The organism is Myroides injenensis M09-0166, assembly GCF_000246945.1.
In the GTDB taxonomy this organism is placed as follows: Bacteria; Bacteroidota; Bacteroidia; order Flavobacteriales; family Flavobacteriaceae; genus Flavobacterium; species Flavobacterium injenense.
In genome coordinates this window covers 43,938-66,976 of record NZ_BAEX01000005.1, presented here as the reverse complement: position 1 = coordinate 66,976, position 23,039 = coordinate 43,938, and the positions used below count along the sequence as shown (strand labels likewise).

The window sequence follows — 23,039 nt, the reverse complement described above, 5'->3', positions numbered from 1 at the left end:
CAACATCAGCTAAAATGCAGGATTTTGTTTGAATTGATCATTCTTGTTTTCTAATCCGCCAAAGCTGTTCCTATTCGTATTTTTCGTAAGTTTACAACTAATGAAACAGCTTTAGCTTCGTTTGGGACTGAATTGAGCGAATGTTCAATTCAAGCCCACACTTCGCCAAGCCAAGTAATGAGTAATCTCTCTAAACTACATACACAAATGAATTTTGAAATTGAAAATAATGGTGAAGTTTCTAAAGAATTCTTAAACTTAGGAATTTCAAATTTTAAAGAGGCTTGTAATTATATTTCACAAATTCAATATAAACGTAATGCAAACAAAAATGATGTCTTATGCATCTTTAAAGATAAAGGAGGAACTTGTAGTACAAAACATTCAACATTACGAAAATTAGCTCTTGAAAATAATCATCAAGAGATTAAGCTTATTCTTGGAATATTCAAAATGGATAAAGATTACGCTCCGAAAATAGAAAGTATATTAAATCAAAATCAGTTAAATTATATTCCTGAAGCACATAATTATTTGAAAATAGAGAATCAATATTTTGACTTTACGAAACCAGATTCGAAATATTCAGATTTTGAAAATAAATTATTAGAAGAACACGAAATTGAATTTAATCAAATAAATGAACATAAAATAGAAATCCATAAGAATTATTTAAGAAATTGGATTATAAATCATCCTCGTTTCGATTTAGATACAATTTGGAAAATTAGAGAAAAATGTATTTCTGATTTACAAAACTAAAATTGTGACTACACATAACACTGTATTGACTAAATACACATATTATAGATAAATTTAAAAATTTTATTTTTCTCAAAATCGATTATTAAACACTATATTTGATTAAGAATCAAACGATTCCAATCATAGCAAAAAACTTTCGTTATTAGGTGCTCACAACAATCCAAAAAAGTGAACATCCCTATTTATAAAGCATACGAAGTAAAAGAGGCTAACCCTCTTTCTCCACAATATAAATAGAATAATTACCTTATAAAGGTTTCAAAACGAAACAAAAGCCTGTAAATTTAATGAGTTTACAGGCTTTTATATTTGACTTAGATAGTTATTTGTTTTAAAAGTGCTCATAATATGAATATCTAATTAGGTGCACTGTCTCAGAAAGATCTTTTTTTTCTTCTTTTGATTCTTTCCTCAAAACTCAACTCTTCATAATCTATCTCTTGGTTATTGTTTAAAAGATTAAACAATGATAAAAACTCATCATTATTAAAATTGGTAGTATCAGAATATAAATGCTCAAACATTGGATGTAACTCATCTGATTCATTAGTATTAGCCTGTTGAGAAGGTATTAAAATTGAACGAGGATAATCTTCTATACTACTCCATTTTTGATTCAGTGCATTAGCAGATAACTCTTTACTTAAATCAGAGCCTTTATAGACACTTTTTGAGTTGTGATCGATAAAAGTTACACCATAGATACGATTGTCTTTGTTTTGGAAGATAACAGCGTTTATCCCGTAATTTAAAAGTTCTTCTTTAAACTCTTGTTGTGAATTTGTTGTATTTAACGCTATCTCAATTGTATGTTTAAGATTCTCTTTATTAGGTAAAGATTTTAGTTTTTCTTTTGATGTTTTAAAGTGACTTTCAAGATTTTGATAACTTGCATTTTTTCCAAAAAGGGAAGCCTTAAAAGGATTACTTACCTTCTCTCCTATTTCATTTAAAGCAAAGTACACTAAACCGTGTTTGGTTTGTCCATTGTAGGAAGCTTCAACCTTTTCTGATCTGATATTAAATAGGGATAATAAAGCATTATAACTTGTTAAACTATCATACTTATAATACTTGGGTAGATATCGTATTACTGAGGCTATTTGAGCTTTTAAATTGTGCTTAGTATAATCAATTGGTGTAAATTGAATCTGTTTTGTTTCCTCATTTTTTTGATTTATAGAAGAGGTTAGATTAAACTTCATTTCAATTTCACGGCAAGTTTTCATTGATTTTAGATGATCGTATTTATCATTTATTTTCTTCCCCTTTAAGTCTGTGCAAACGGTAACAATGTGAATATGTTCTCTTTCTATATCACTATGCTTATAGACAATATATGGCTGATTTTCATAGTCCATACTATCCATATAGTATTGGGCTATTTCATTTAATGTATCATCAGATAATTTATCATTGGGATTTGGATTTAAAGAAATATGCCGTACAACCTTTTCTGTCTTAGTATTTAAAAGTAAATAAGGTTCAAAGTGTTTGTAAAGTTGAGCTATGTATTTTAAAGAGTTGTTGGGTTCTGTTAGATTATTTGTAAACAAAACGGAGCCCTGTCCTTTATCAACTTTTAATTGATTGTAGGACAAAGCTCCTATAAGATTACTTCCTTTACCAATTTTAGCTATCATAAGTTATAAATTAGTATTAAGGTGTTTCTCTTCAAACTCCTTGGTTAGCTTGATAATGTAATAGCAAAGTTTTGATAAATCTTTGGTATACTCTTCAAGTTTTGAAATAGAACGTTTGGCTCTATTTTCTGAGAAGTACTGGTTACAAAGTTTTACCATTTGATTATAGTTTACTCCTACTGCTCTAAATTGATTAAACAGTTTAGTTAGTAATCCGTGATATTGCAAAGCAGCAACATCTACTTTGACTGTTTTAACCTGTCTATCTAAAAGCATAGAAACAAGAAAGCTTGCTTTGTTTGTCATTCCTGATGATGCAAACAAAGCAAGCAGTCTCTGGTTTTCAGATTCGGTGAGTCTGAAAACATGTCTGTATTTTTTAGGATTGGATTTTAGTTTTCTTCCTCCTTTGTTTTTAGTGGTAGTTTGTATAGTGTCCATAGTGTCTTACTTTGATTCTTGTCAAAATAAGAAATACTTATATCGCTAAACTTCTAATGGCTCTTAGAGGTCGTATTTGGAATTACATAGCAAACAATTTTGTATTAATCTACTTTGTCACAGATACCCAATCAACAAAATCACACAAACCAAGTAGTTCTTCTTGTTTTAATTGGACTACAGTATTAGCGCTACCGCCTGCTGGATAGAGTACTTGATGTTTTTTTAAAGATTCATCAAAATAGACTTTGGTTGATTCTTTTACCTTAAAAGGACAGACTCCCCCTACTTGGTGACCTACTAACTCTTCTACATCTTCATATTTAAGCATCTTGGCTTTGATACCAAAAGTATCTTTAAAAGTTTTATTATCAATTTTACTATTTCCTGATGCGACGACAAGAATAGCAGCTCCCTCTTCTGGGGAATAAAGCGTTATACTCTTTGCTATTTGGTCACTATCACAACCAATCGCAATTGCAGCTTCATCTACAGTGGCTGTACTCTCCTTAAATTCAATAAAACGATCTTCAAAGCCCTTGCTTTTTAGATAGTCTTTCACTTTTAAATGGTTCATAATAATTAATATTGGTTTTAAAAATAGAAATTATAATACAATTGACAAATTTTAATAGTGCTGTCTTGCTATTTATCAAAGTCAAATAATACCTTATAATTCCAATTTCAAGCTTTTAGATTGATATACTGCTACTTTAAATCGTTAATCTTAATTACATTCATTATGCAATCAGAAGACGATTTAAAAGCGCTTGCTAAAATCTTAGCGTTTATGCGAGCAGTAAGTATTCTTATTATACTTATGCACTTATACTGGTATTGTTATTCTTTCTTTTTAAACCTTGGAATAACACACAATGTTGTAGATAGAATACTAGTTAACTTTAATCAAACAGCAGGACTGTTTTCACATTTACTTTATTCTAAACTCTTTTGTCTGGTTTTACTCTCTTTAAGCCTATGGGGAGGCAAAGGTGTAAAACATGAAAAGATAACAATCTCTAAAATCATAGGTATTTTTACAGTTGGTTTTAGTTTGTTCTTTTTCAATTTCTTTTTACTTGATTTTGGATATGTTTGGAGTGCTATACTGTATATAGCAAGTACTTTCTTAGGCTATATTCTACTTTTGGTATCTGGTGCTTGGATAAGTAGACTCTTAAACGATAACCTAATGCAAGATGTATTTAATTTTGAAAACGAGAGTTTTATGCAAGAGACTCGTCTTATTGAAAATGAATACTCCGTAAATCTTCCCTCAAGGTTTTATTACAAAAGAAAATGGAATAGTGGTTGGATAAATATCGTTAATCCTTTTAGAGCAACGATTGTACTTGGTACGCCTGGTTCTGGTAAATCCTATGCTGTGGTTAATAGTTTTATCAAACAACAAATTGAAAAGGGATTCTCCATGTATATCTACGATTTTAAATTTGATGACTTATCAACTATCGCTTATAATCATTTGCTTTTACACAAAGATAAATACGCTATCGCGCCTAAGTTCTATGTGATTAATTTTGATGATCCAAGTCTCAGTCATCGTTGTAATCCGATTAACCCATCGTTTATGACAGATATATCTGATGCTTATGAATCTGCCTATACTATAATGCTTAACCTTAACCGCTCGTGGATACAAAAACAAGGTGATTTCTTTGTAGAATCTCCAATCATCCTTTTAGCAGCTATTATTTGGTTTTTGAAGATTTATCAAAATGGAAAATACTGCACCTTTCCTCATGCTATTGAGCTACTTAATAAAAAATATGCAGATGTGTTTACCATACTTACCTCTTACTCAGATTTAGAGAACTACCTTTCTCCTTTTATGGATGCTTGGGAAGGTGGAGCCCAAGATCAATTACAAGGACAAATAGCCTCTGCTAAAATACCGTTATCTCGTATGATATCTCCATCACTATATTGGGTAATGACAGGAGATGATTTTTCACTCGATATCAATAACCAAAAAGAGCCTAAAATACTATGTGTAGGGAACAATCCTGATAGGCAGAATATCTACTCTGCGGCACTTGGACTTTACAATTCACGTATCGTAAAATTAATTAATAAGAAAGGACAACTTAAGAGCTCTGTTATCATAGATGAGTTACCAACGATCTACTTTAGAGGACTTGATAATCTTATTGCTACAGCTCGTAGTAATAAAGTAGCCGTGTGTCTTGGATTTCAAGATTTTTCACAACTTAATAGAGATTATGGAGATAAAGAAAGTAAAGTAATTCAAAATACAGTAGGTAATATCTTCTCAGGTCAAGTTGTTGGAGATACAGCTAAAGCACTATCTGAACGCTTTGGTAAAATACTTCAAAAGCGTCAGAGCATATCTATTAATAGAAATGATCGTTCTACCTCCTTCTCTACCCAACTTGATACCCTTATTCCAGCTTCTAAAATAGCAACTCTCACACAAGGAATGTTTGTAGGGGCAGTATCTGATAATTTTGATGAACGTATAGAGCAAAAGATATTTCACTCAGAGATAGTGGTTGATAATGAAAAAGTGGCTAAAGAAATGAAATCCTATCAAAAGATACCTCAGATAACTTCTTTTTTAGATGCTAAGGGTAATAATACCTTAGATGAAACGATTCAAGCCAATTACAGACAAGTTAAGCTTGATGTTGAGTCAATCATAGAATCAGAATTAAAACGCATTGAGAACGATCCTGAATTAGCTCATTTGATTAATAAGAAGAAGTAAACTTATCTTCTAGTCCTTCAGGCTAATAGTGGTTTTATTTTTTATCAATTCTCTCACTAAGCAAGGTAATGCTCCGCGGTTCGCCTTCAAAAAATTCCCCCATAAATGCTTGACCTTGTCTTCGCTTTATTGCGTTGCTTTTTGAGCTTGCTTAAGCATTACCTATAGCTGCTCCATAATTAATTTAAAAATATAATATTATGGAAAGTGCAGTTTTAAACAACAATTGGTTAGTGGCATCAGAGATAGAATTAATCTACAAGTCTAAAGTTAAAGCATCACAAAGACCTAGAATTGAATCTTCTTACTCCGCTTTTGAAGTAGCTTTAAAAGCATGGGATGAAAATAAGATTGAACTTTTAGAACAATTTAAAGTACTTATGCTTTCAAACAATAATAGCGTACTTGGTGTACTTGAAATTTCATCAGGTGGTATTACTGGAACAGTAGTAGATCTTAGATTGATATTTGCTGCTCTTTTAAAATCAAAAAGTACAGCTATGATCCTAGTACATAATCATCCTTCTGGGAAATTACAACCAAGTGATGCGGATAGACAAATCACACAAAAGATTAAACAAGCCAGCAATATTCTTGATATTGCTCTTTTAGATCATTTAATAATAACACCTGAGAGTTACTACTCTTTTGCAGATGAAGGCGTCTTATGACGCCCTCATTTTAATTTAGTTCTCTTTTCTTATAATATCATTCTTAATTTCAGTCAGTTCATCGCAAATAACTAGACATTCGCGTGCTTCATCTAAAACTATTTTATTAATATACCTTTTAAAAAAAAAACTGCAACAAAAAGAGTAAGACCTAAAAAAACTACGTTTAACAACGAAGTATTACTACTTACCTCTTTTATGTACAAAGTCCAAATACCTCCCATAAAAAAAGCTATAATTTTACTATTTGAGCTAATAATATCTTTAAAATTTGTTTTTTTTCTATCAACAAGAGACAGAAGGTGTTTTAAATCAGCTTCAAGTATAATTACATTTTTCTGTTCATTATCTTTTTGTAAAATCTCTTTTGCAATTAAATTATTCTTAAAGTTAACTTGTTCATCTTTCTTCATACTTTGGGTTCTCCAATCTCCTTTTAGGATATTCTTCAAATTTTCCATTTTACTATCTCGAAATACTTTAATTGCTTTGAGTATATCAAACATACAGAGAGAAATATAAACTGAAGAAAATAAACTAATAACAAATATTAAAAGTTGAAAAGACCATAAATCCCTTGGAAATAAAAGTATTACTATCAGAATGCCTGAAATTCCACCTATGATTCCACCTCCTTTAAAATAGAGTGTTTTATTCTTTATTTCTAAATCAGTTAATACAGTGTTTCTTGATCTAGCTTTAACATAACACTCCTTGTACTCATGAAACAATAATCCTTTATTCATTATTTTAAATTTAAAATTAACTACAAACATAAGAAGTATTAAAATTTAGACAGGATAAGTCAATACCCTCCTTAGGCACTGTTATTTCAGTAGGCAAAGTTTTTTAGCTTTTTAGCCCATACAAGTTCAAGTCCTATGGATTACCGCAATAAATCTTCCTCATTCTATGAGCGTATTTATCTTGTAAAACATGCTCTTAGCTAAAAACCAAAACATAAGTGCCATGAAATTAACCAGACCCTAAGGTCATAATACTATTTATCATGGAAAATTTAATGCACTCAAAAGTTTATGTTGGTACTTATGCTAAGTATAACAATGGTTCAATTAAAGGAGATTGGATTGAGCTAAGTAACTTTAGCTCTATAGAAGAATTTTATGAATTCTGCTCAGAACTACACGCTGATGAAACAGATCCTGAATTTATGTTTCAAGACTGGGAAAATATTCCATCTGAGTTAATATCAGAAAGTAACCTTTCAGAAAACATCTTTTCAATCATTGAAAAAGTATCAGATTTGCAGTATAATACTTTAGAAGCTTTTTCAGCTTGGGTAAGCATAGGTAATCATGATATTGAATCTGATGATATAGACTTGTTATTTGAATCATTTGAAGAAGATTATCAAGGATGTTATAACAGTGAAGAAGACTTCGCTTATCAAATCATTGATGAATGTTACGATTTATCTGATTTTGTAAAATCATATTTTGATTATGAGAGTTTTGCTAGAGACCTTTTTATGAGTGATTATAACTATGAAAGTGGTCATGTGTTTAGAAATAGCTAAATGATTTTTTTTTCAATCAGTTTATATAACAAGCAGTTATCTGAATCAGATAACTGCTTGTTTTACTTTATTAGTTTTAAACGGATGGATTTAAAATTTATTTATTTTTGTTTCTTCATTACTTAGTCAAGTAAAGTAAGTATAGCTAAGTCTGTGCTTCTTATCTTGCTAAGCAGTAATACAAAAGATATGAAAAGAATTAAACAATTAGGTGTCTTAGCCTTAACGACTTTACTTTTAGCTTCTTGTTCTGTACATATAAAATCACATGGAAACAATGACGTTCCTCCTGGACAAATGAAGAAAGTAACAGAATCAAAGTCAGCTAAGTCTTATGCTCCTGGACAACAGAAAAAACATGTTAAAAAGCATAAACACTAATAGGTATAAATCAAAAGGAGTTACCTAATTTTTAGATAACTCCTTTTGATTTATTTAATTTTAGTTACTTGTTTATAAATTCAAATCCAGTGGTACAATCTTCTTTTAAAATAAGGTAAGCATCGAACTTCTTCCCTGCTTTGCTTATCAATCCTTTTAGCAGCTTGGTTTTACCTTGTTGTATTAGGTCAGTGATATCATCCATTGAAAGTTTAATTCCGCAGACCTCTCTAAACAATACCCAATTACAATCAGGTTCTAAACATTTCACTACTTTTTCTCTTAATTGAAGTGTATGTTGTTTACACTTTGGACAAGATAGATGATCTATTTCATTAACTGGTTTAATAGCTAAAAGCTCTGCTGTTATCTTTGTGGTATAATCCTCTATCTGCCTATGAAAGTCTTCCATATTGGTTTTATTCTCTTCAATGTCTTTAAAAGCAGATTCCCACTTAGCTGTTAGAAGTACATCGGAGATAAGTTTATCTTTGACTATCTCATATACCTTAAGTCCTTTCTCTGTTGGAACTAATGACTTGGCTTTTCTTATGATATAACCTCTTTTTAAAAGCGTTTCAATAATAGAAGCCCTTGTAGCTGCTGTTCCAATTCCAACATCTTTGATAATACTCTGAAGTGATTTATCCTCTACTTCTTTAGATGCGTTTTCCATAGCCGAAAGAAGCGTGCTTTCTGTATATAAAGCTTTAGGTCTTGTTGATTTTTCAAGAGTTTTAGCTTCTTTTATCATGAGGTTATCTCCTTGTTTTAACTCTGGCAAATCAATTATTACCTCATCAGTAGTAGAAAGTTCTTTTCTTACCTCTCTCCATCCAAGTTCCATAATTGAAGAAGACTTAAAACTAAACTCATAATCTAAAACGCTTAAACAAATCTCAGTTTGCTTTTTTACGCAAGGCTCAAATATTGCTTCCCATACTCTTTGGGCTATCAGATGATAAATACTCTCTTCTTTAGTGTTAATAGTAGAAGGAAGCCTATCTGTAGTTAATAGTCCATGATGATCAGTTACTTTTACATCATTAACTATCTTCTTATTAAGCCTTGCTAGCTTTAGTTTTAAAAGCAGGTTATTATACCTACTATCATCAGAAAGCACCTTTAATAAACTAGGAACCTCTGTCCATAAATCCTCTGGTATATACTTACTCGATGTTCTCGGATACGTGATAAACTTCTTTTCGTACAGGCTCTGAGCAATGCTGAGAGTCTCATCTGCTGAGAACCCAAAGAGTTCATTGGCTCTTTTTTGAAGTGAGGTTAAATCAAAAAGAAATGGGGAATCTTCTGTTGTTGTTTTGGTTTCTACTTTTTGTATTTTAACCTCACTTTGTTTGTCAATGAGTTTTAAAGCTTGTTCTGCTTTTTGTTTATCTTCCCATTTATCAGTTGAGAGCGATTTAAATAGTATACCGTCTTTTTGATGAATAAGTTCTATTTGATAGTACAGTTGCTTCTTAAAAAAAGTATTCTCTAAATACCGTTTACAGATAAGACTGAGGGTTGGTGTTTGTACTCTACCGAGAGAATACACCGAATCATTCATTGAAACAGTAAGTGCTTGAGAAGCGTTTATACCAACAAGCCAATCCGCTCTACTTCTACTATGTCCTGCTCTAAAGAGTCCATCAAATGTGCTTCCTTCTTTTAGGTTTTGAAGTCCATCTGAAATGGCTTTTTCAGTGAGTGAACTTATCCAAAGCCTTTGAAAGGGTTTGTTGCAATTTAGATATTGGTAGATGTAGCGAAAAATGAGCTCTCCTTCCCGACCTGCATCAGTGGCTACAATAATCTCTGAACACGCTTTGAACAGCATGTCAATGACCTTGAGTTGTTTTAAAGCCCCTGGATCTGTAGTATATTTATTGCCTTTTTTAATCTTTCGTGGAAGTAGTAAATAAGAACGAGGTAAGATAGGTAATGCTTCTCTTTTAAAGCCCTGAAATCCATAATCCTCTGGCATAGCTAGTGATACTAAATGACCAATAGCCCAAGTAATGCAGTAGCCGTTTCCTTCGATAAAGCCCTCTTTTTTAGTTTTAGCTCCAACAAGTGTAGCTATCTCCCTAGCTACACTTGGTTTTTCTGCAAGAATTACAATCATAGTCTACATCTTTACATTTTACGTCCTTTTGATTTTTTAGGCTCATCTGCTTGTTTTTCTGACTGTGATTGCGCCTTTGACTGCTCTTCTTTATTTGGATTTTGAAATGAGAAATCCGCCTGTTTGGTTTCTTTGTTATATGTTACATAGCCTTGATAGGTATTTCCTCTTTTATCCAACAAATCTTTAATGTAAATAGCTTTGCCTTCCAATAAGTCGCCTTGCTGTTTTTCAGTGAGTTCTTTACCTCTAAAGGTTCTCAGGTCATCTGACAACTGGGATTGGTTTTGTGTTTGATTCTTCGCTTGACTTTGTTTATTGGTATTGTCAAATAAAAATTCAATATGCCCTTTAGCTGCGTTAAACTGAATCTCTGCATTAAAAAGATTCCCTTTAGCTGAAGTCATGCCTTCTACAAGTAGTGGCCTGCCTTCTTTTAAAGTTTGAAGCTGCTCTTCACTTAAAACAATCCCTTTTACCTCTTGAGGCAGTTGCATCTTTTCAACTCTAGTAACTACAAGATTATTGGTCAGTCTATCTACACTTACTACTGATGGAATCTTTTCCTTAGTAGTTGGATGGACAAGCTCTACTACCCTACCCATATTACCTGTTTTTAAAAGGTTATGTTTGTCTTGTTTGGAAAACTCATGTCCATAAAGCGGTACATTTAAGTTTGGGTATTTCTTTACCCCCTCTAGCGCCATAACAACCTTGCCCTCTTCATTCTTTTGTAAAGACAGTCTTGCATCAAGGGAAAACACCGCAGAGCCTAAGTCTAAATTTACTGCCACTAAATCCTTTGTTTTATAACCTTGTAAAAGTGGCTCTAACAAATCCATCTCTTGAAGCTTCTCTCTTGAGAGTCCCAACCTTGAGAGTGAATCCCAATCAATGTCCTTGATATCAAACTTATTGGAGCTGTACTGTTCTTGTTCTTTTGTTGATTCAGCTACTTTGTTCTCTTTCTTTGGTGCATTGCCAATCTCTGTTATTTGATGTTTTAAAAACAACTCGTGCGCAGGTCCTGATTGCTTAAGCTCTTTTTGCATTTGATTAGCCATCTTGATAGTCAATAATTCCGGCACTCTAAAAAAAGTAAACTGGGTTGGGTTTTTAAGTTGACTGAAAAAGTTAGAAAAGAAGTTGGAAAAGAAATCTCCATGACGATCAACTTTTAAAAATTGATTTTGATTCTTTTTAGTTGGTGGGACTGTTTCAAGTTTACCATCTTTATCGAGTCCCTTTACTACTTGAATTTTATTCTTTGTTTTGTCATTAACAAGAAGCACATCGTGCTCTACTTGTCTTTGTGTGGTTTCTGTACTCATAATACCTAGTTTTAAATGATTAAAAACTTAAAACTAAAGCCAAGAGACATTCAGCAGTAAATAGTGCGTCTTAAAGGTTACTCTTGGCCTTTAGCTGCTATATACTTCTTCTTACTGGGTGTTTGAGACATTCCCTGATAAACTGATTGACATCTGAGCGTTTGTAGTAGAGTTTGCCACTAATAGTGTAGTATGGGAGTTTACCGTCGGAGCGGTAACGCTGTAGTGAGCGTGGACTTATTTTAAAAAGACTCATTACATCTTGGCTGTCTAAAAGCTCTTCTCCATCTATGGTTTGAGTTTTTATAGGGAGGTCTTTTATATGTTCTGACAAGTGATCAAAGCGCGTCATAATACGCTCCATCCATAAAAGGAATTCTGTGCGATCTATATTCATAATGTTAGAATTTAATGGGTTAATTAAATTTGTTAGCTAACAGTACAAATGTGCAGAGCTTGGCAAGATAAATCTGCCAAGCTCTGCCAATGGGTGTATTATTAATTAATAATTAAGTCTAAAATCATAACAAACAATTTTGCTACAAATATTAGCAATACAGTATTTATAAATAGCTATTTTTTAGCTAAATTAGCAGTAATTAATTCTTTTTAAACTTATTACGATATGGGAATCAAACCTGGACCAAAAAGAATTGCTATTTCAACAGGTAAACCTGACAGACGTCAGAGAGACAATAAAGATACTCCTGGAAATACACCTTCACTTAAGCCTCATAAACATAAGAAAGGTGATTAAAAGCAATTGAAAAAAGCACTGTTTTATCAAGCAGTGCTTTTTTTGTAATATTTATATTTTATATACTTCAATTTAAAGAGGTGATTGCTTAACTAAATTTGTCTAAATTAGCAATCAACTCATTATCAAATGATTTACATAAATTAAATTCATATGGCTACTGTTATACTAATACTCGCGATTATATTCTTACTTTCAGGAGTTGGACTTATATATTGGATTAATAGAAGAAAATTTTACAGACGAAATGTAGCTGGTTTAGAAGGTTTCTCAAGCTTTGAAGCTTCTTTATTTATACGTTTTATAGAACGTATTGGCAAATGGTTTGCTTATGCATTAATTCTTTTTAGTCTCTTCTTATTTTTTATACATTCTTTGGAAAAAGAAAGAATAGAAGATAAAAAGCAAAGGATAGAGATGGAAAATGAAGCTTCAACAAGTTAATAAATAAAAGAAAATTTCTTCCATTTTTTTTACTTAAGAGTTTATACAATCCATTGGATTATCTAAATTCCACACCAGTCGCAGCAACATTGTTCCAATAGCCCAAAATGTATTAACTAAATTATTAATTATATTTAAACTAAATTGTTTCATGTTTTGTTCCATAAGCATATTTTTTTTATTTAAGAGGTTAGAGAATATTTTCATTACTACTAGAATTAAAATAACTATTGGAACAATGTTGCTGCTTTCTACCAGATATGGCACTTGTGATGCATCTTATATATTTTTAAAATTTAATATCTAATATTCTTGAGAGATTTTACTTAAACTCTTTTCTAAAATCATAAAAAGAGTAGCTTCTTTTACCATTTTCTATATTACTAAATGTCTTTTAATAATCTTACGCCTATTCAGAACAAAATATTCTTAACTGATAGTTCCGATTATCAATACAATCTAATTTTAACTAATTAAACATCGACTACAATTCCATCTGGGTAAATTATCTGAATCACATTATAAACCGTTTTGGACATTTCTTTTACAGAGTCATCCGGTTGTCGTTTCAATTTTATTTCAAGATCACAAATTAATTTTGTCCCATTATTAAAACTTAAACCTTTATTCAAAATAAGATTTTTGAAATCTTCATCCTTTACAGAAAATGAAATTGTTTTCCCTTCATAAATAGCTTTCCAAGCCAGCTTATGATTTTTAAGAACAGGAGAAACAATTTCTAACTCTATATTATTTAAATATTCAGGTTCTAAAGGTTCCTCTTTATATAAGAAACTTTTAAATTGACTTCTACTAACAAACTTCTCTTCAGTTATAGGAACACCCTCAGTATTTAAAACTTGTGTTGAAACTTTTAATACTTTAGGGTTATTTGATAAATTTTGATAAAAATTAGATCTATAGTTCTTAACTTTTGTACTGTCAATTACTTTTGTAATTTTCTTATCCAAAATATCATTATCAATCTCTACAGGTATTTCTTGTTGAGCATTTTTAAGTTTTTTAGATATTTCAATACTGTCAAGCAATATTTCTTGCTTCAGCTTTTTTATTTCTAATTTTTGCTTTTCTTCAACTAAATCAGCCGTTTTCTTGTTGAGTTGTAGATCTTCAATTTGGAGCCTTGTTAACTCTTTATTAAGTTCAATCTGTTCTTTATCTTCATTAATAGAGTTTGCAATAATATTACCTAATATCCCAAGCACAAAAGATGCTGCGAGAGGTAAGTTATATTTTAGATTTTTTTTATCTATCAGAAACTTATAAATCGACTTAATTCCACCTTCTTCTAAAGCGAATGACTCAATAATAATTTCACAATCAAAAATTTTGGATACTTCTTTTGAAATTTTTAAAAACTCTGCTTCTACTTTATTTAGAGTTAAAGCATCTAAGGAATGAGAACCATCTTTTAAGTAATAATGTAGTTGAAATAAATCTATTTCGATCAATTCTGTTTTATCCATTATAAATGTCTTATTATTTAGTATTTAGTAATGATTTGATATCTACTTCTAATGCATTACAAACTTTCAACAAAGTAGAAAATAAAAAGTCTTCCTTCCCATTTTCCATATCACTAATTTTTGCACGATCAAATTTTAGAATCTTATCAGCTACTTGCTGTTGACTCAAGCCTTTTTTCTTTCTCAGTTTCTTTATCTTCTCTCCAATCTCTTTATAGTGTATAGAAAAATCTTCTTTCATTTTTTTGTGGTTTTATTGCCACATACAAATAATATTCGTATGTTTGAATTATTCTATTGACATAACCTTTACATAAAGGGTTTTACGATGTTTTCTTGTGCCGAAAATCCTACAAATGCCAACAAGAAAGTCGTGATGTCGCTCCATGCAAAAAAGTTTCGTACTTTTGTAATTGCACTGGGGCGGTACTCACGTTAACTTTTAATGGCAAGGGATGTAGGATTCCTCGGCTTAAAAGTGTGAGCCGCTCCTTGCTTTTATACAAGGTTTGATTTATCATACTATAAAAACATCGTTCATATAATTTATGTGAGCGATTTTTTATTTTAATACTTCGCTAATGCGATTCTTAGAAAAGAAAAAGAATTGTGATTGGATGATAGTTTGAAATTTGAATTGTTCTCATACAAAAAGGGACAATGGGAAAAAGAAAGTTCTTTCTTAATTCATTGTACCGAGCCTTAACTTAAAACATTCAATGTTTGTGTTAAGATTGTTTTTTTCTTTAAAAGATTCGCACTCTAAAAGTAAAAACTTTCTTAAGACTTTCCAAAAAGAAAGCAGTCAAGCAGGTGTTTATTTTAGTAAAAGGTGACAAATTGAGATAGTTCAGTACCTTGTATTGAACTATCCAAGAAAATTAAAGTATTGTAATCCATTGAATTATATATGTTTTACTTTGCTTCAAAATACTACAGACTTCTAATCAATACCGTCTCCCAATTTGGTATATAGAGGTTTTAAAACAAAGGTGGATTTGTTTAGTGTTCATTTATTGATGAATGCTTACAATACCTTATCTATCCTTAATGGACTTATCGAATGTTCTATTCGAGAATTTATCAATTATTACATTTTATTAAAACAACAAATTAGTAACTAAACTTACATTTAGCCTATGATTAAATTTTAGTTTAACTAAATCACATTGTTGTAGTTGTATCTAGCATGACTTGTTTGATGTTGGATGGCTACCCTATTATCTATTTAGTTAGCATAATACACTTTTTACGCTAGGTCCAAAAACAGTTTTTGGATGCGTACAGGATATCTATTGCCTTGTAATTCATACCTATATAATTCGTTCATCCATTCGATTATAGGGCAATATTAATTAGTTAGTAAGGGAAAAATGCTATGAAATAAGACTTTCCTTCTGTTCTATTATTAATTATTAATCACACTTAAAACTATTTTATTATGGAAAAAAACCGCTTGCTATGTTGGTGAATCTGGGTTGGTTATAATGTAGACGTCCACCTGTAGTAAGCACAAAAACTCACAAAAATTGTGTGGCTTAAAGGGAGTTTTGAGCCATGCTAAAAGTCCATGGCTATCTCCTTGCTCTTTTGCATTTTGGGAGACGTGCTTAGAGTGAAGGAGATAGTTTTTTATTATCTATTACAAATTACCCATTAACTAACCTTTTGGTGCAACTGGCCAATCAAAGTACTACGGCAATATGAATCTTGATGATTTAAAGGCTTGTTGTATCAAAATCAATTATAAAATTATGAAAACTCAAATTTTGACCACTTGTGGTTATAGGATAGCTATGCTTGTTGGCTTTTTAATTGGCTATCCAACTTATGCCGTATCAAATGATAATCATTTGTTTTTTAGTGCTTCTTACCTACTACAAGATAAGCAGCAAAAAGGAATTATAAAACTCTCAGGAACTGTAAAAGATGCTCAAGGCGTTCTTGGTGGAGTGATTGTATCGGTTGGACGCAAAGCTGTGACAACTGATCTTGATGGAAAATATTCAATCGATGTAGCTGTTGGAGATAAGATTACTTTTTCAATGCTCGGTTACAAAGAGCGATCCATGGTGTACTCAAGTAGTATAGGATCTGTTCTAAATATTGAGCTACTTGATGATACTACCACGCTTGATGAAATTGTAGTTAATGCTGGTTACTACACAGTAAAAGACCGAGAACGCACTGGAAGTATTGCAAGAGTGACAGCTAAGGATATCGAGTTTCAGCCTGTTATTAATCCACTTCAAGCTATTCAAGGTAGAATGACAGGAGTCAGTATTACACAAAGTTCAGGAGTCGCTGGCGGAGGGTTTGATATACAGATACGTGGTCGCAATAGTTTAAGGACTGCCGAAAACAGTCTAATTGACGGTAATAGACCCTTAATAATTATAAATGGCGTTCCAATATCCTCTGATAGAATGACAGATAGTCAATTCTCTGCATCAATACTACCTCTCTCGGACACAAATCCACTTAATATACTTAATCCTAATGATATAGAAAGTATCGAGATTCTAAAAGATGCAGATGCAACAGCTATTTATGGTTCTCGTGGTGCAAATGGAGTTATCTTAATCACAACAAAACAAGGTGAAACAAACGCATTGAACTTTACTTTTTCTTCTTCCACCTCATTTAGCAAAGTAGTAAATAAATTAAAATTATTAAATACTGAAGAATATAATAAAATTAGATATCAGGCATTTAATAACGATAATATAACTTCTTATCCTACCTATGCACATGATGTCAATGGAAATTGGAATTCTGATAGATATACAGATTGGCAAAAAGAACTTATTGGAGGTACTGCCATTGCACAAACTAATGATGTTGGTATTAGTGGGGGAAATAATAGTACAAATTTTAATCTAAACGCTTCGCACCTTGAACAAACATCTGTTTTTCCTTCTAAGAGTCAATTTAAACGTAATGCACTCCTGTTAAATATATTCCATAAAAATTCTAATGACAAATTCCATATAAATGCTTCTATCTCCTATAGTGAGCAGGATAATAATCTTATACAAAAAGACTTAACTGAAATAGCTTTAAAACTTCCTCCAAATGCTCCTGCCCTTTATAATGATAAAGGAGATTTAAATTGGGAAAACGGAACATTTAACAACCCTATAGCACCTTTATTTGGTAGTTATAACAATAATAATAGATCATATATTTTTAACACAACTCTTAATTATAAGTTGAGTGAAAATCTTGCAGTAAAATTAAATACAGGACTGACCAATAATGATTTAGTTGAAAGAAATATCACACCTAATACAATTGCCAATCCATCTTTAGGCTGGACTAGTGAACACTCCACATCGGATAAGGCTATATATAATTCAAATTCATTTATAATAGAGCCACAAATCAATTGGAATTATGAAACAAACAATAGTGAATTCAATGCGCTTATTGGAAGTACTTTCAACAGTAGTACAAGTGACAATTTGATCATTAGAGCCACAGGATTTACATCAAACGCTTTAATAAATAATATTGGGGCAGCAAAGACAAAAACTATATCTCAAGTAGGAAACTCACAGTATAAATATTTGGGTGTATATGGACGATTTAACTATATATATAATAATAAGTATATCATTAATCTAACTGCTAGAAGAGATGGATCCTCCAGATTTGGCGAAAACAATAAATTTGCCAATTTTGGTTCCATAGGTCTTGCTTGGATTTTTAGTCAGGAAAAATTATTTCAAAATATTTCTTGGTTAGACTTTGGTAAAATCAGATATAGTATGGGCGTTACAGGAAGTGATAATATAGGTAATTATCAATACCTTGATACATACAACGTATCTACTCCAATGTATGATGGGAGCTCTGGTCTAAAACCTACTAGACTATACAATCCCGATTTTAGTTGGGAGAGAACTAGTAAAAAAGAGGTGGCTTTAGAACTAGAATTATTAAATAGTAGTATTAAACCTTCGTTTGCATTTTATATCAATAGATCTTCTAATCAATTAGTCGGAATTCCTTTACCATATACAACAGGCTTTACCTCAATACAAGATAATCTGCCTGCAACTGTTGAAAATAGAGGTTTTGAATTTTCTTTAAATACTAACAATATTTCAACAAATAATCTCCAATGGAGTACTGCATTTAATATTTCTTTTCCAAAATCTAAACTCATCTCTTTTCCGAACCTTGAAGGATCTACTTATGCAAACCAATACGTAATTGGGAAATCTACAAACATAGTAAAGTTGTATCATTTTGAAAAAATAGATGAAAATGGCAATTATGTATTTAAAGATTATAATAATGATGGATTAATATCAGCAATAGAAGACAAACAAAGTCTTAAGGAAATCGGTATACAATTTCATGGAGGTATATCCAATACAATCACTTATAAAAGCTTCACTTTTGATTTCTTATTGCAATTTGTCAAACAACAAAACTTTAACTATAATAGAAATCTAACAATACCTGGAGCGATGGTCAATCAACCTATTGAGGTATTAAACTCTTGGAGTAAGAATAATCCAAATAGTGAATATAGTTTTTACAGTACAGGAGTCAACTCAGAGGCTAATTTACAAAATTCGTTATTTACTTCAAGTGACAAAGCAGTATCTGACGCATCTTACCTAAGACTTAAAAACATTTCCCTTAGTTATCAAATTAGTTTGCACAAATCTAAAATCAAAACATTAAAGATTTATGCACAAGGTCAAAACCTATGGACCTACACTAAATATTTTGGATTAGACCCAGAGTTTATCATAACAGGATATCTACCCCCATTAAAAACTTATGCTTTCGGTATTCAACTAATATTTTAATAATTTTAATATGAAACATATACTCACCAATACACTTAAAATAAACAGTTTTATTATAGTGTTTATTGCAATTTTATTGCTTACTTCATGTGACAATTTAGTAGAAATAGACCCTTCTAGTGATCAAATAAACAGGCAAGATATCTTCGAAGATATCCATACAGTAAATGCAGCACTAATTGAATTGTACACTTCATCACGTCAAGGCTCATTTTTTATAGGATCAAACTTAGGATTAGGATCAATATTGGGCATGTATACAGATGAACTAGACTGTTACGTTAGTCAAACTAGCAATAAAAACATTACAGATGTTTTTGATAATAATATTCTTGCTACTAATACAATCGTAGCTAACTTTTGGGCTACATCCTATACTAATATTTATAAAATAAACTCATTCATTGAAGGATTAACCAACTCAGCTAATATTGATGAAAGTTTAAAAAACACATATCTTGGTGAAGCCTATTTTTTAAGAGCGCTATACCATCAATATCTCTTTAAAATTTATGGAGAAGTACCGTATATAACAACCACTAAATACAAAGAAAACACTAGAGTAAATAAAGAAAGTACAAATGCGGTTCTTTCAAAGATTGACAATGATTTGCAACTATCCGCTTCACTTCTTGATTATACTTATAGAAATAATCTAAGAATCTTCCCTAATAAAGCAACAGTTGAATTAGTCTTAGCTAAAAACAACTTGTTACAACATAACTATCAACAAGCAGAAATTTATGCTTTAAAAATTATACAAAATCCACTCTATCAGTTGGAGTATAATTTAGATATGGTATTTAAAAAAAATGCAAGTAGTACACTCTGGCAATTCGATACACATGCAGTTGGTATAGCAACCCAAGAAGCTACCTATTACAATTTTAAAACTGTACCACCAAAAGACGTTGCTCTTTCTAATAATTTAATTGAAAGTTTTGAAGATCTTGATAAACGAAAAACCTCTTGGATCAACAAAATAACTGAAAATAACAAATCCTTTTACCATTCATTTAAATATAAAAACACAGAGAACAATAACGATGAACTCTCAATAGTATTTAGAGTTGAAGAAGCTTATTTTATAATAATTGAAGCCCTATTCAAACAACAAAAAATACAAGAAGCAGGCGCTTATTTGAATATAATAAGAGAAAGAGCAGGTCTTATGCCTATAGAGTCATATACTTCCACAGACGAATTTAAAAAAGCTATGCTACAAGAAAGTAGACATGAATTTTTTTGTGAATTTGGACATAGATTTTTTGATTTAAAAAGAAACAACAGTTTAGATATACTCCAAAACAGTAAATCAAATTGGGAAACAAAACATGAACTATTCCCTTATCCGGAAAATGAATTAATACTAAACCCAAATCTTTCACCTCAAAATTATGGATATTAAAAGTCATTTAATTTGTACATTATCTTTGATTTTGGTAACTGCTTCCTATGGGCAGTTACCAATTGATCCGCGTTGGCATACCTTTTTTAACCATAAAGTATCCCCTAATGGACAATGGAGTGTAATAATTAAATTATACGACCAAAACGCAGATACCCTATATGTAGTTAATAATGAAACCTTAGAAAGTAAAACATTTTTAAAAATTATCAACTACAACTTTGTAGATGATAACTTAATATACTTAAGCGCAAATAGTAATAAATTATACTTAAACAATTTAATTTCAGGCAAAATAGATTCTATAGATAATATTAATAGATATACAGTTTTAGGTGACAATAAAACAATCTTAACTGATGATGAAAAATCAAACCAAGTACTTTTATTAAAAATAAAAGATGGAAGTTTTAAAGAATCTAAACGATTTGATAATATCATTAAATATAATCTAATTAATGGATGTGTTCTACTAGAGACCAAGGACAGTCTGATTCTTACAAAAAATCCATATAAAAAATCTTTCAGAGTAATAAAAGACAAAAAGATAAATAGTGAGGTTATTTTGTCACCTAATAATCAATCCATACTTACTTTAAGTCAAGACAATAAGCTAATTATAAATTACATCGATGAAGAAAAGATAACAACAAAAAAAATTAATTTATTTGTAAATGATTCCATAACTTATAATCTAGTGTATGATTTCATTGATAATGAAACTTTATTTATAAAAGTTAATAAGCCAAATGAAAATCAAATAGATAACAATGATGTCGATATCTGGAGTACCACAGATAAAAAGCTTGAAGCTAAAAATAATCTACATTCAAATAACAAGTTTACTTTAACTAATTACGTATATCATATACCGACAGATTCTTTACAGAAAATAATTCATAATTATTCAACTATTTATCATTTAAGTAAAATATCAAACAAGTTAATTGCCATAGACGAAAAGCCGTATAAAGATTATACATCCTATTTAGCTTTTAATGATATAATAACTACAGATACTTTTGGAAATCCAAAAGATACTTTAGCTACAAGAGCAAACAATTATACTACCAATACGTCCTACAATCCTCTTAGTAAACTATTTGCATATAAAATCGATAACCAATGGTTCTTATATAATCTCGTTGATAATAAAAGAATTAAAATACCTATTGAAGAAAAACAAAACCAACTATATTGGGATGTATCGTCTAATCAAATCTTTATCACTACGAACTATAATATATGGAGATATAACTTTGAGAGTAAGAAACTTAAAAATATTTTTAATTCGAAAAATACTGAAGTTGAAATAGATTTACTAAACATAAATAATTTTGAAAAAAGCAAACTGAACCTAATGATAGGAGGTGATCAGAACATTAATTCTATAGAAAATTTATTCATTCATATTACTGATAAATACAAAGCAAATAATTCTCTCTATGTTTTTAAACAAGATAGCTTAAAAATAATTATTGAGAATACCCCAGATAAAATTAACAATATAAGGTACTCAGATGATTTAAGTACAATAACGTTTTCTACAGAAAACTATACTATACCTCCTGTAATTTACAGGTATAAAAATGGTTTAAAAGAAATAATAAGAACTAGACTACCCAAAAGTTTCATACAAAATCGCAAACAATTAGTCTTTAAATACAATACTACAGATCAAACAGAACTTGGAGGAGTTTTATACTACCCATTAAATTATTGTTCTACTAAAAAATATCCACTAATTGTCAATATTTATCAGTTACAAAATAGTAAGAGAAATGTGTTTTTATTACCATCATTGTACAATTATATGGGATTTAATATACCATTTTTAAATAATAACGGATATTTTGTTTTATTAGCAGACACAAAAACAAATCACTCAGGACCTGGATTATCTGCCTTAGATTGTGTAATAAATTCAATCAATAAAGCTAAAGATATTGAACCCAGTATTGATACAAACAATATGGGGTTAATAGGACATTCTTTTGGAGGTTATGAAACGAATTTTATAATAACTCAAACGAATCTATTTAAAGCTGCAGTAAGCGGATCTCCAATAAATGATATCATTTGGGATTATTATTCCTATAGCTACAATTTTAGTCGACCTTATTTTTGGAGGTATGAAGATAAAGGGCAATTAGATATGCATCAACCGCCAAAACAAAACATTGATAAATATCTAAAAAACTCTCCACTACATCATGTTCATAATATTCGAACCCCCCTTCTATCTTGGACTGGACTAGATGATTACAATGTTCATTGGGAACATACTCGACATTTTTTCATGGCTTTATATAGGTATAAAATTCCACATGTAGCTTTATTTTATAAAAATGAAGGTCATGCTTTAAACATGTCAAAAAATCAAAGTGATTTATCTAACAAAGTTCTTTATTGGTTTGACTATTATCTAAAAGATAATAACTCCGAAAATCAGCTTTTAAATTAATTATACAAGA

General features: G+C 30.7%; 19 protein-coding genes. 10 read left to right on the top strand and 9 right to left on the bottom strand.

Annotated elements, in window-relative coordinates; genetic code table 11:
* Positions 1-207 precede the first annotated feature (207 nt).
* Entirely contained in the window at positions 208-762 is a 555-nt protein-coding gene (locus tag RH98_RS01815) for a hypothetical protein (protein ID WP_010249868.1), read from the top strand.
* A gap of 377 nt (positions 763-1,139) precedes the next feature.
* On the opposite strand, the gene mobB is transcribed toward RH98_RS01815, so the two are convergent.
* From mobB to RH98_RS01800, 3 genes are all read right to left on the bottom strand, one after another.
* Positions 1,140-2,408, bottom strand: a complete 1,269-nt coding sequence (gene mobB / locus RH98_RS01810) for a conjugal transfer protein MobB (protein WP_010249866.1) — start codon at positions 2,406-2,408, stop codon at positions 1,140-1,142.
* 3 nt (positions 2,409-2,411) lie between these two features.
* Positions 2,412-2,849: a plasmid mobilization protein gene (locus RH98_RS01805; protein ID WP_010249864.1), complete on the bottom strand. Its 438-nt coding sequence runs from the start codon at positions 2,847-2,849 to the stop codon at positions 2,412-2,414.
* A gap of 109 nt (positions 2,850-2,958) precedes the next feature.
* A complete protein-coding gene (locus RH98_RS01800; protein ID WP_006266604.1) occupies positions 2,959-3,426 on the bottom strand; it encodes a YbaK/EbsC family protein in 468 nt (155 codons plus the stop codon).
* A gap of 165 nt (positions 3,427-3,591) precedes the next feature.
* Between RH98_RS01800 and mobC the strand changes: the two genes are divergently transcribed.
* Positions 3,592-5,595, top strand: coding sequence for a conjugal transfer protein MobC (mobC, locus tag RH98_RS01795; RefSeq protein ID WP_010249857.1), 2,004 nt, complete (start codon positions 3,592-3,594; stop codon positions 5,593-5,595).
* 200 nt (positions 5,596-5,795) lie between these two features.
* Complete coding sequence (locus tag RH98_RS01790; protein WP_010249855.1) at positions 5,796-6,266, top strand: JAB domain-containing protein; 471 nt, start codon at positions 5,796-5,798, stop codon at positions 6,264-6,266.
* Positions 6,267-6,364: 98 nt separating this feature from the next.
* On the opposite strand, the gene RH98_RS01785 is transcribed toward RH98_RS01790, so the two are convergent.
* Complete coding sequence (locus RH98_RS01785; protein WP_141629406.1) at positions 6,365-7,012, bottom strand: hypothetical protein; 648 nt, start codon at positions 7,010-7,012, stop codon at positions 6,365-6,367.
* Positions 7,013-7,275: 263 nt separating this feature from the next.
* Here RH98_RS01785 and RH98_RS01780 point away from each other — a divergent pair, with 263 nt between their 5' ends.
* Both RH98_RS01780 and RH98_RS01775 read left to right on the top strand, forming a co-directional pair.
* Entirely contained in the window at positions 7,276-7,803 is a 528-nt protein-coding gene (locus RH98_RS01780) for an antirestriction protein ArdA (protein WP_010249852.1), read from the top strand.
* A 189-nt stretch (positions 7,804-7,992) separates the two neighbouring features.
* Positions 7,993-8,184 carry a hypothetical protein gene (locus RH98_RS01775; protein ID WP_010249849.1) on the top strand — a complete coding sequence of 64 codons (192 nt, stop codon included), beginning with the start codon at positions 7,993-7,995 and terminating at the stop codon, positions 8,182-8,184.
* A 64-nt stretch (positions 8,185-8,248) separates the two neighbouring features.
* On the opposite strand, the gene RH98_RS01770 is transcribed toward RH98_RS01775, so the two are convergent.
* The 3 genes from RH98_RS01770 to RH98_RS15380 all read right to left on the bottom strand — a co-directional run bounded on the left by RH98_RS01770 (position 8,249) and on the right by RH98_RS15380 (position 12,040).
* Positions 8,249-10,312, bottom strand: a complete 2,064-nt coding sequence (locus tag RH98_RS01770; RefSeq protein WP_010249847.1) for a type IA DNA topoisomerase — start codon at positions 10,310-10,312, stop codon at positions 8,249-8,251.
* Positions 10,313-10,323: 11 nt separating this feature from the next.
* Positions 10,324-11,643, bottom strand: coding sequence for a DUF3945 domain-containing protein (locus tag RH98_RS01765; RefSeq protein ID WP_010249845.1), 1,320 nt, complete (start codon positions 11,641-11,643; stop codon positions 10,324-10,326).
* 97 nt (positions 11,644-11,740) lie between these two features.
* A complete protein-coding gene (locus RH98_RS15380; RefSeq protein WP_010249843.1) occupies positions 11,741-12,040 on the bottom strand; it encodes a helix-turn-helix domain-containing protein in 300 nt (99 codons plus the stop codon).
* A gap of 228 nt (positions 12,041-12,268) precedes the next feature.
* Here RH98_RS15380 and RH98_RS16165 point away from each other — a divergent pair, with 228 nt between their 5' ends.
* Both RH98_RS16165 and RH98_RS01760 read left to right on the top strand, forming a co-directional pair.
* Positions 12,269-12,400, top strand: coding sequence for a hypothetical protein (locus tag RH98_RS16165; protein ID WP_010249841.1), 132 nt, complete (start codon positions 12,269-12,271; stop codon positions 12,398-12,400).
* A gap of 153 nt (positions 12,401-12,553) precedes the next feature.
* Positions 12,554-12,844: a hypothetical protein gene (locus RH98_RS01760; protein WP_010249839.1), complete on the top strand. Its 291-nt coding sequence runs from the start codon at positions 12,554-12,556 to the stop codon at positions 12,842-12,844.
* Between the two features lie 473 nt (positions 12,845-13,317).
* Here the strand turns inward: RH98_RS01760 and RH98_RS01755 are convergent, their stop codons facing one another.
* Entirely contained in the window at positions 13,318-14,331 is a 1,014-nt protein-coding gene (locus tag RH98_RS01755; RefSeq protein ID WP_010249837.1) for a hypothetical protein, read from the bottom strand.
* Between the two features lie 13 nt (positions 14,332-14,344).
* Positions 14,345-14,572 (bottom strand): helix-turn-helix domain-containing protein, encoded by a 228-nt coding sequence (locus RH98_RS01750; protein ID WP_010249835.1) that lies wholly within the window; start codon positions 14,570-14,572, stop codon positions 14,345-14,347.
* Between the two features lie 1,513 nt (positions 14,573-16,085).
* On the opposite strand from RH98_RS01750, the gene RH98_RS01745 reads away from it, so the two are divergent.
* The 3 genes from RH98_RS01745 to RH98_RS15175 are packed head-to-tail and all read left to right on the top strand — an operon-like array spanning position 16,086 to position 23,029.
* The gene (locus RH98_RS01745; RefSeq protein ID WP_026038679.1) at positions 16,086-19,157 is read left to right on the top strand and encodes a SusC/RagA family TonB-linked outer membrane protein; all 3,072 of its coding nucleotides are present in this window, start codon (positions 16,086-16,088) and stop codon (positions 19,155-19,157) included.
* 10 nt (positions 19,158-19,167) lie between these two features.
* Positions 19,168-20,565 carry a RagB/SusD family nutrient uptake outer membrane protein gene (locus tag RH98_RS01740; RefSeq protein ID WP_081498606.1) on the top strand — a complete coding sequence of 466 codons (1,398 nt, stop codon included), beginning with the start codon at positions 19,168-19,170 and terminating at the stop codon, positions 20,563-20,565.
* Positions 20,555-23,029, top strand: a complete 2,475-nt coding sequence (locus tag RH98_RS15175; protein WP_010249829.1) for an alpha/beta hydrolase family protein — start codon at positions 20,555-20,557, stop codon at positions 23,027-23,029. The genes RH98_RS01740 and RH98_RS15175 overlap by 11 nt, the downstream gene beginning before the upstream one ends.
* Positions 23,030-23,039 lie beyond the last annotated feature (10 nt).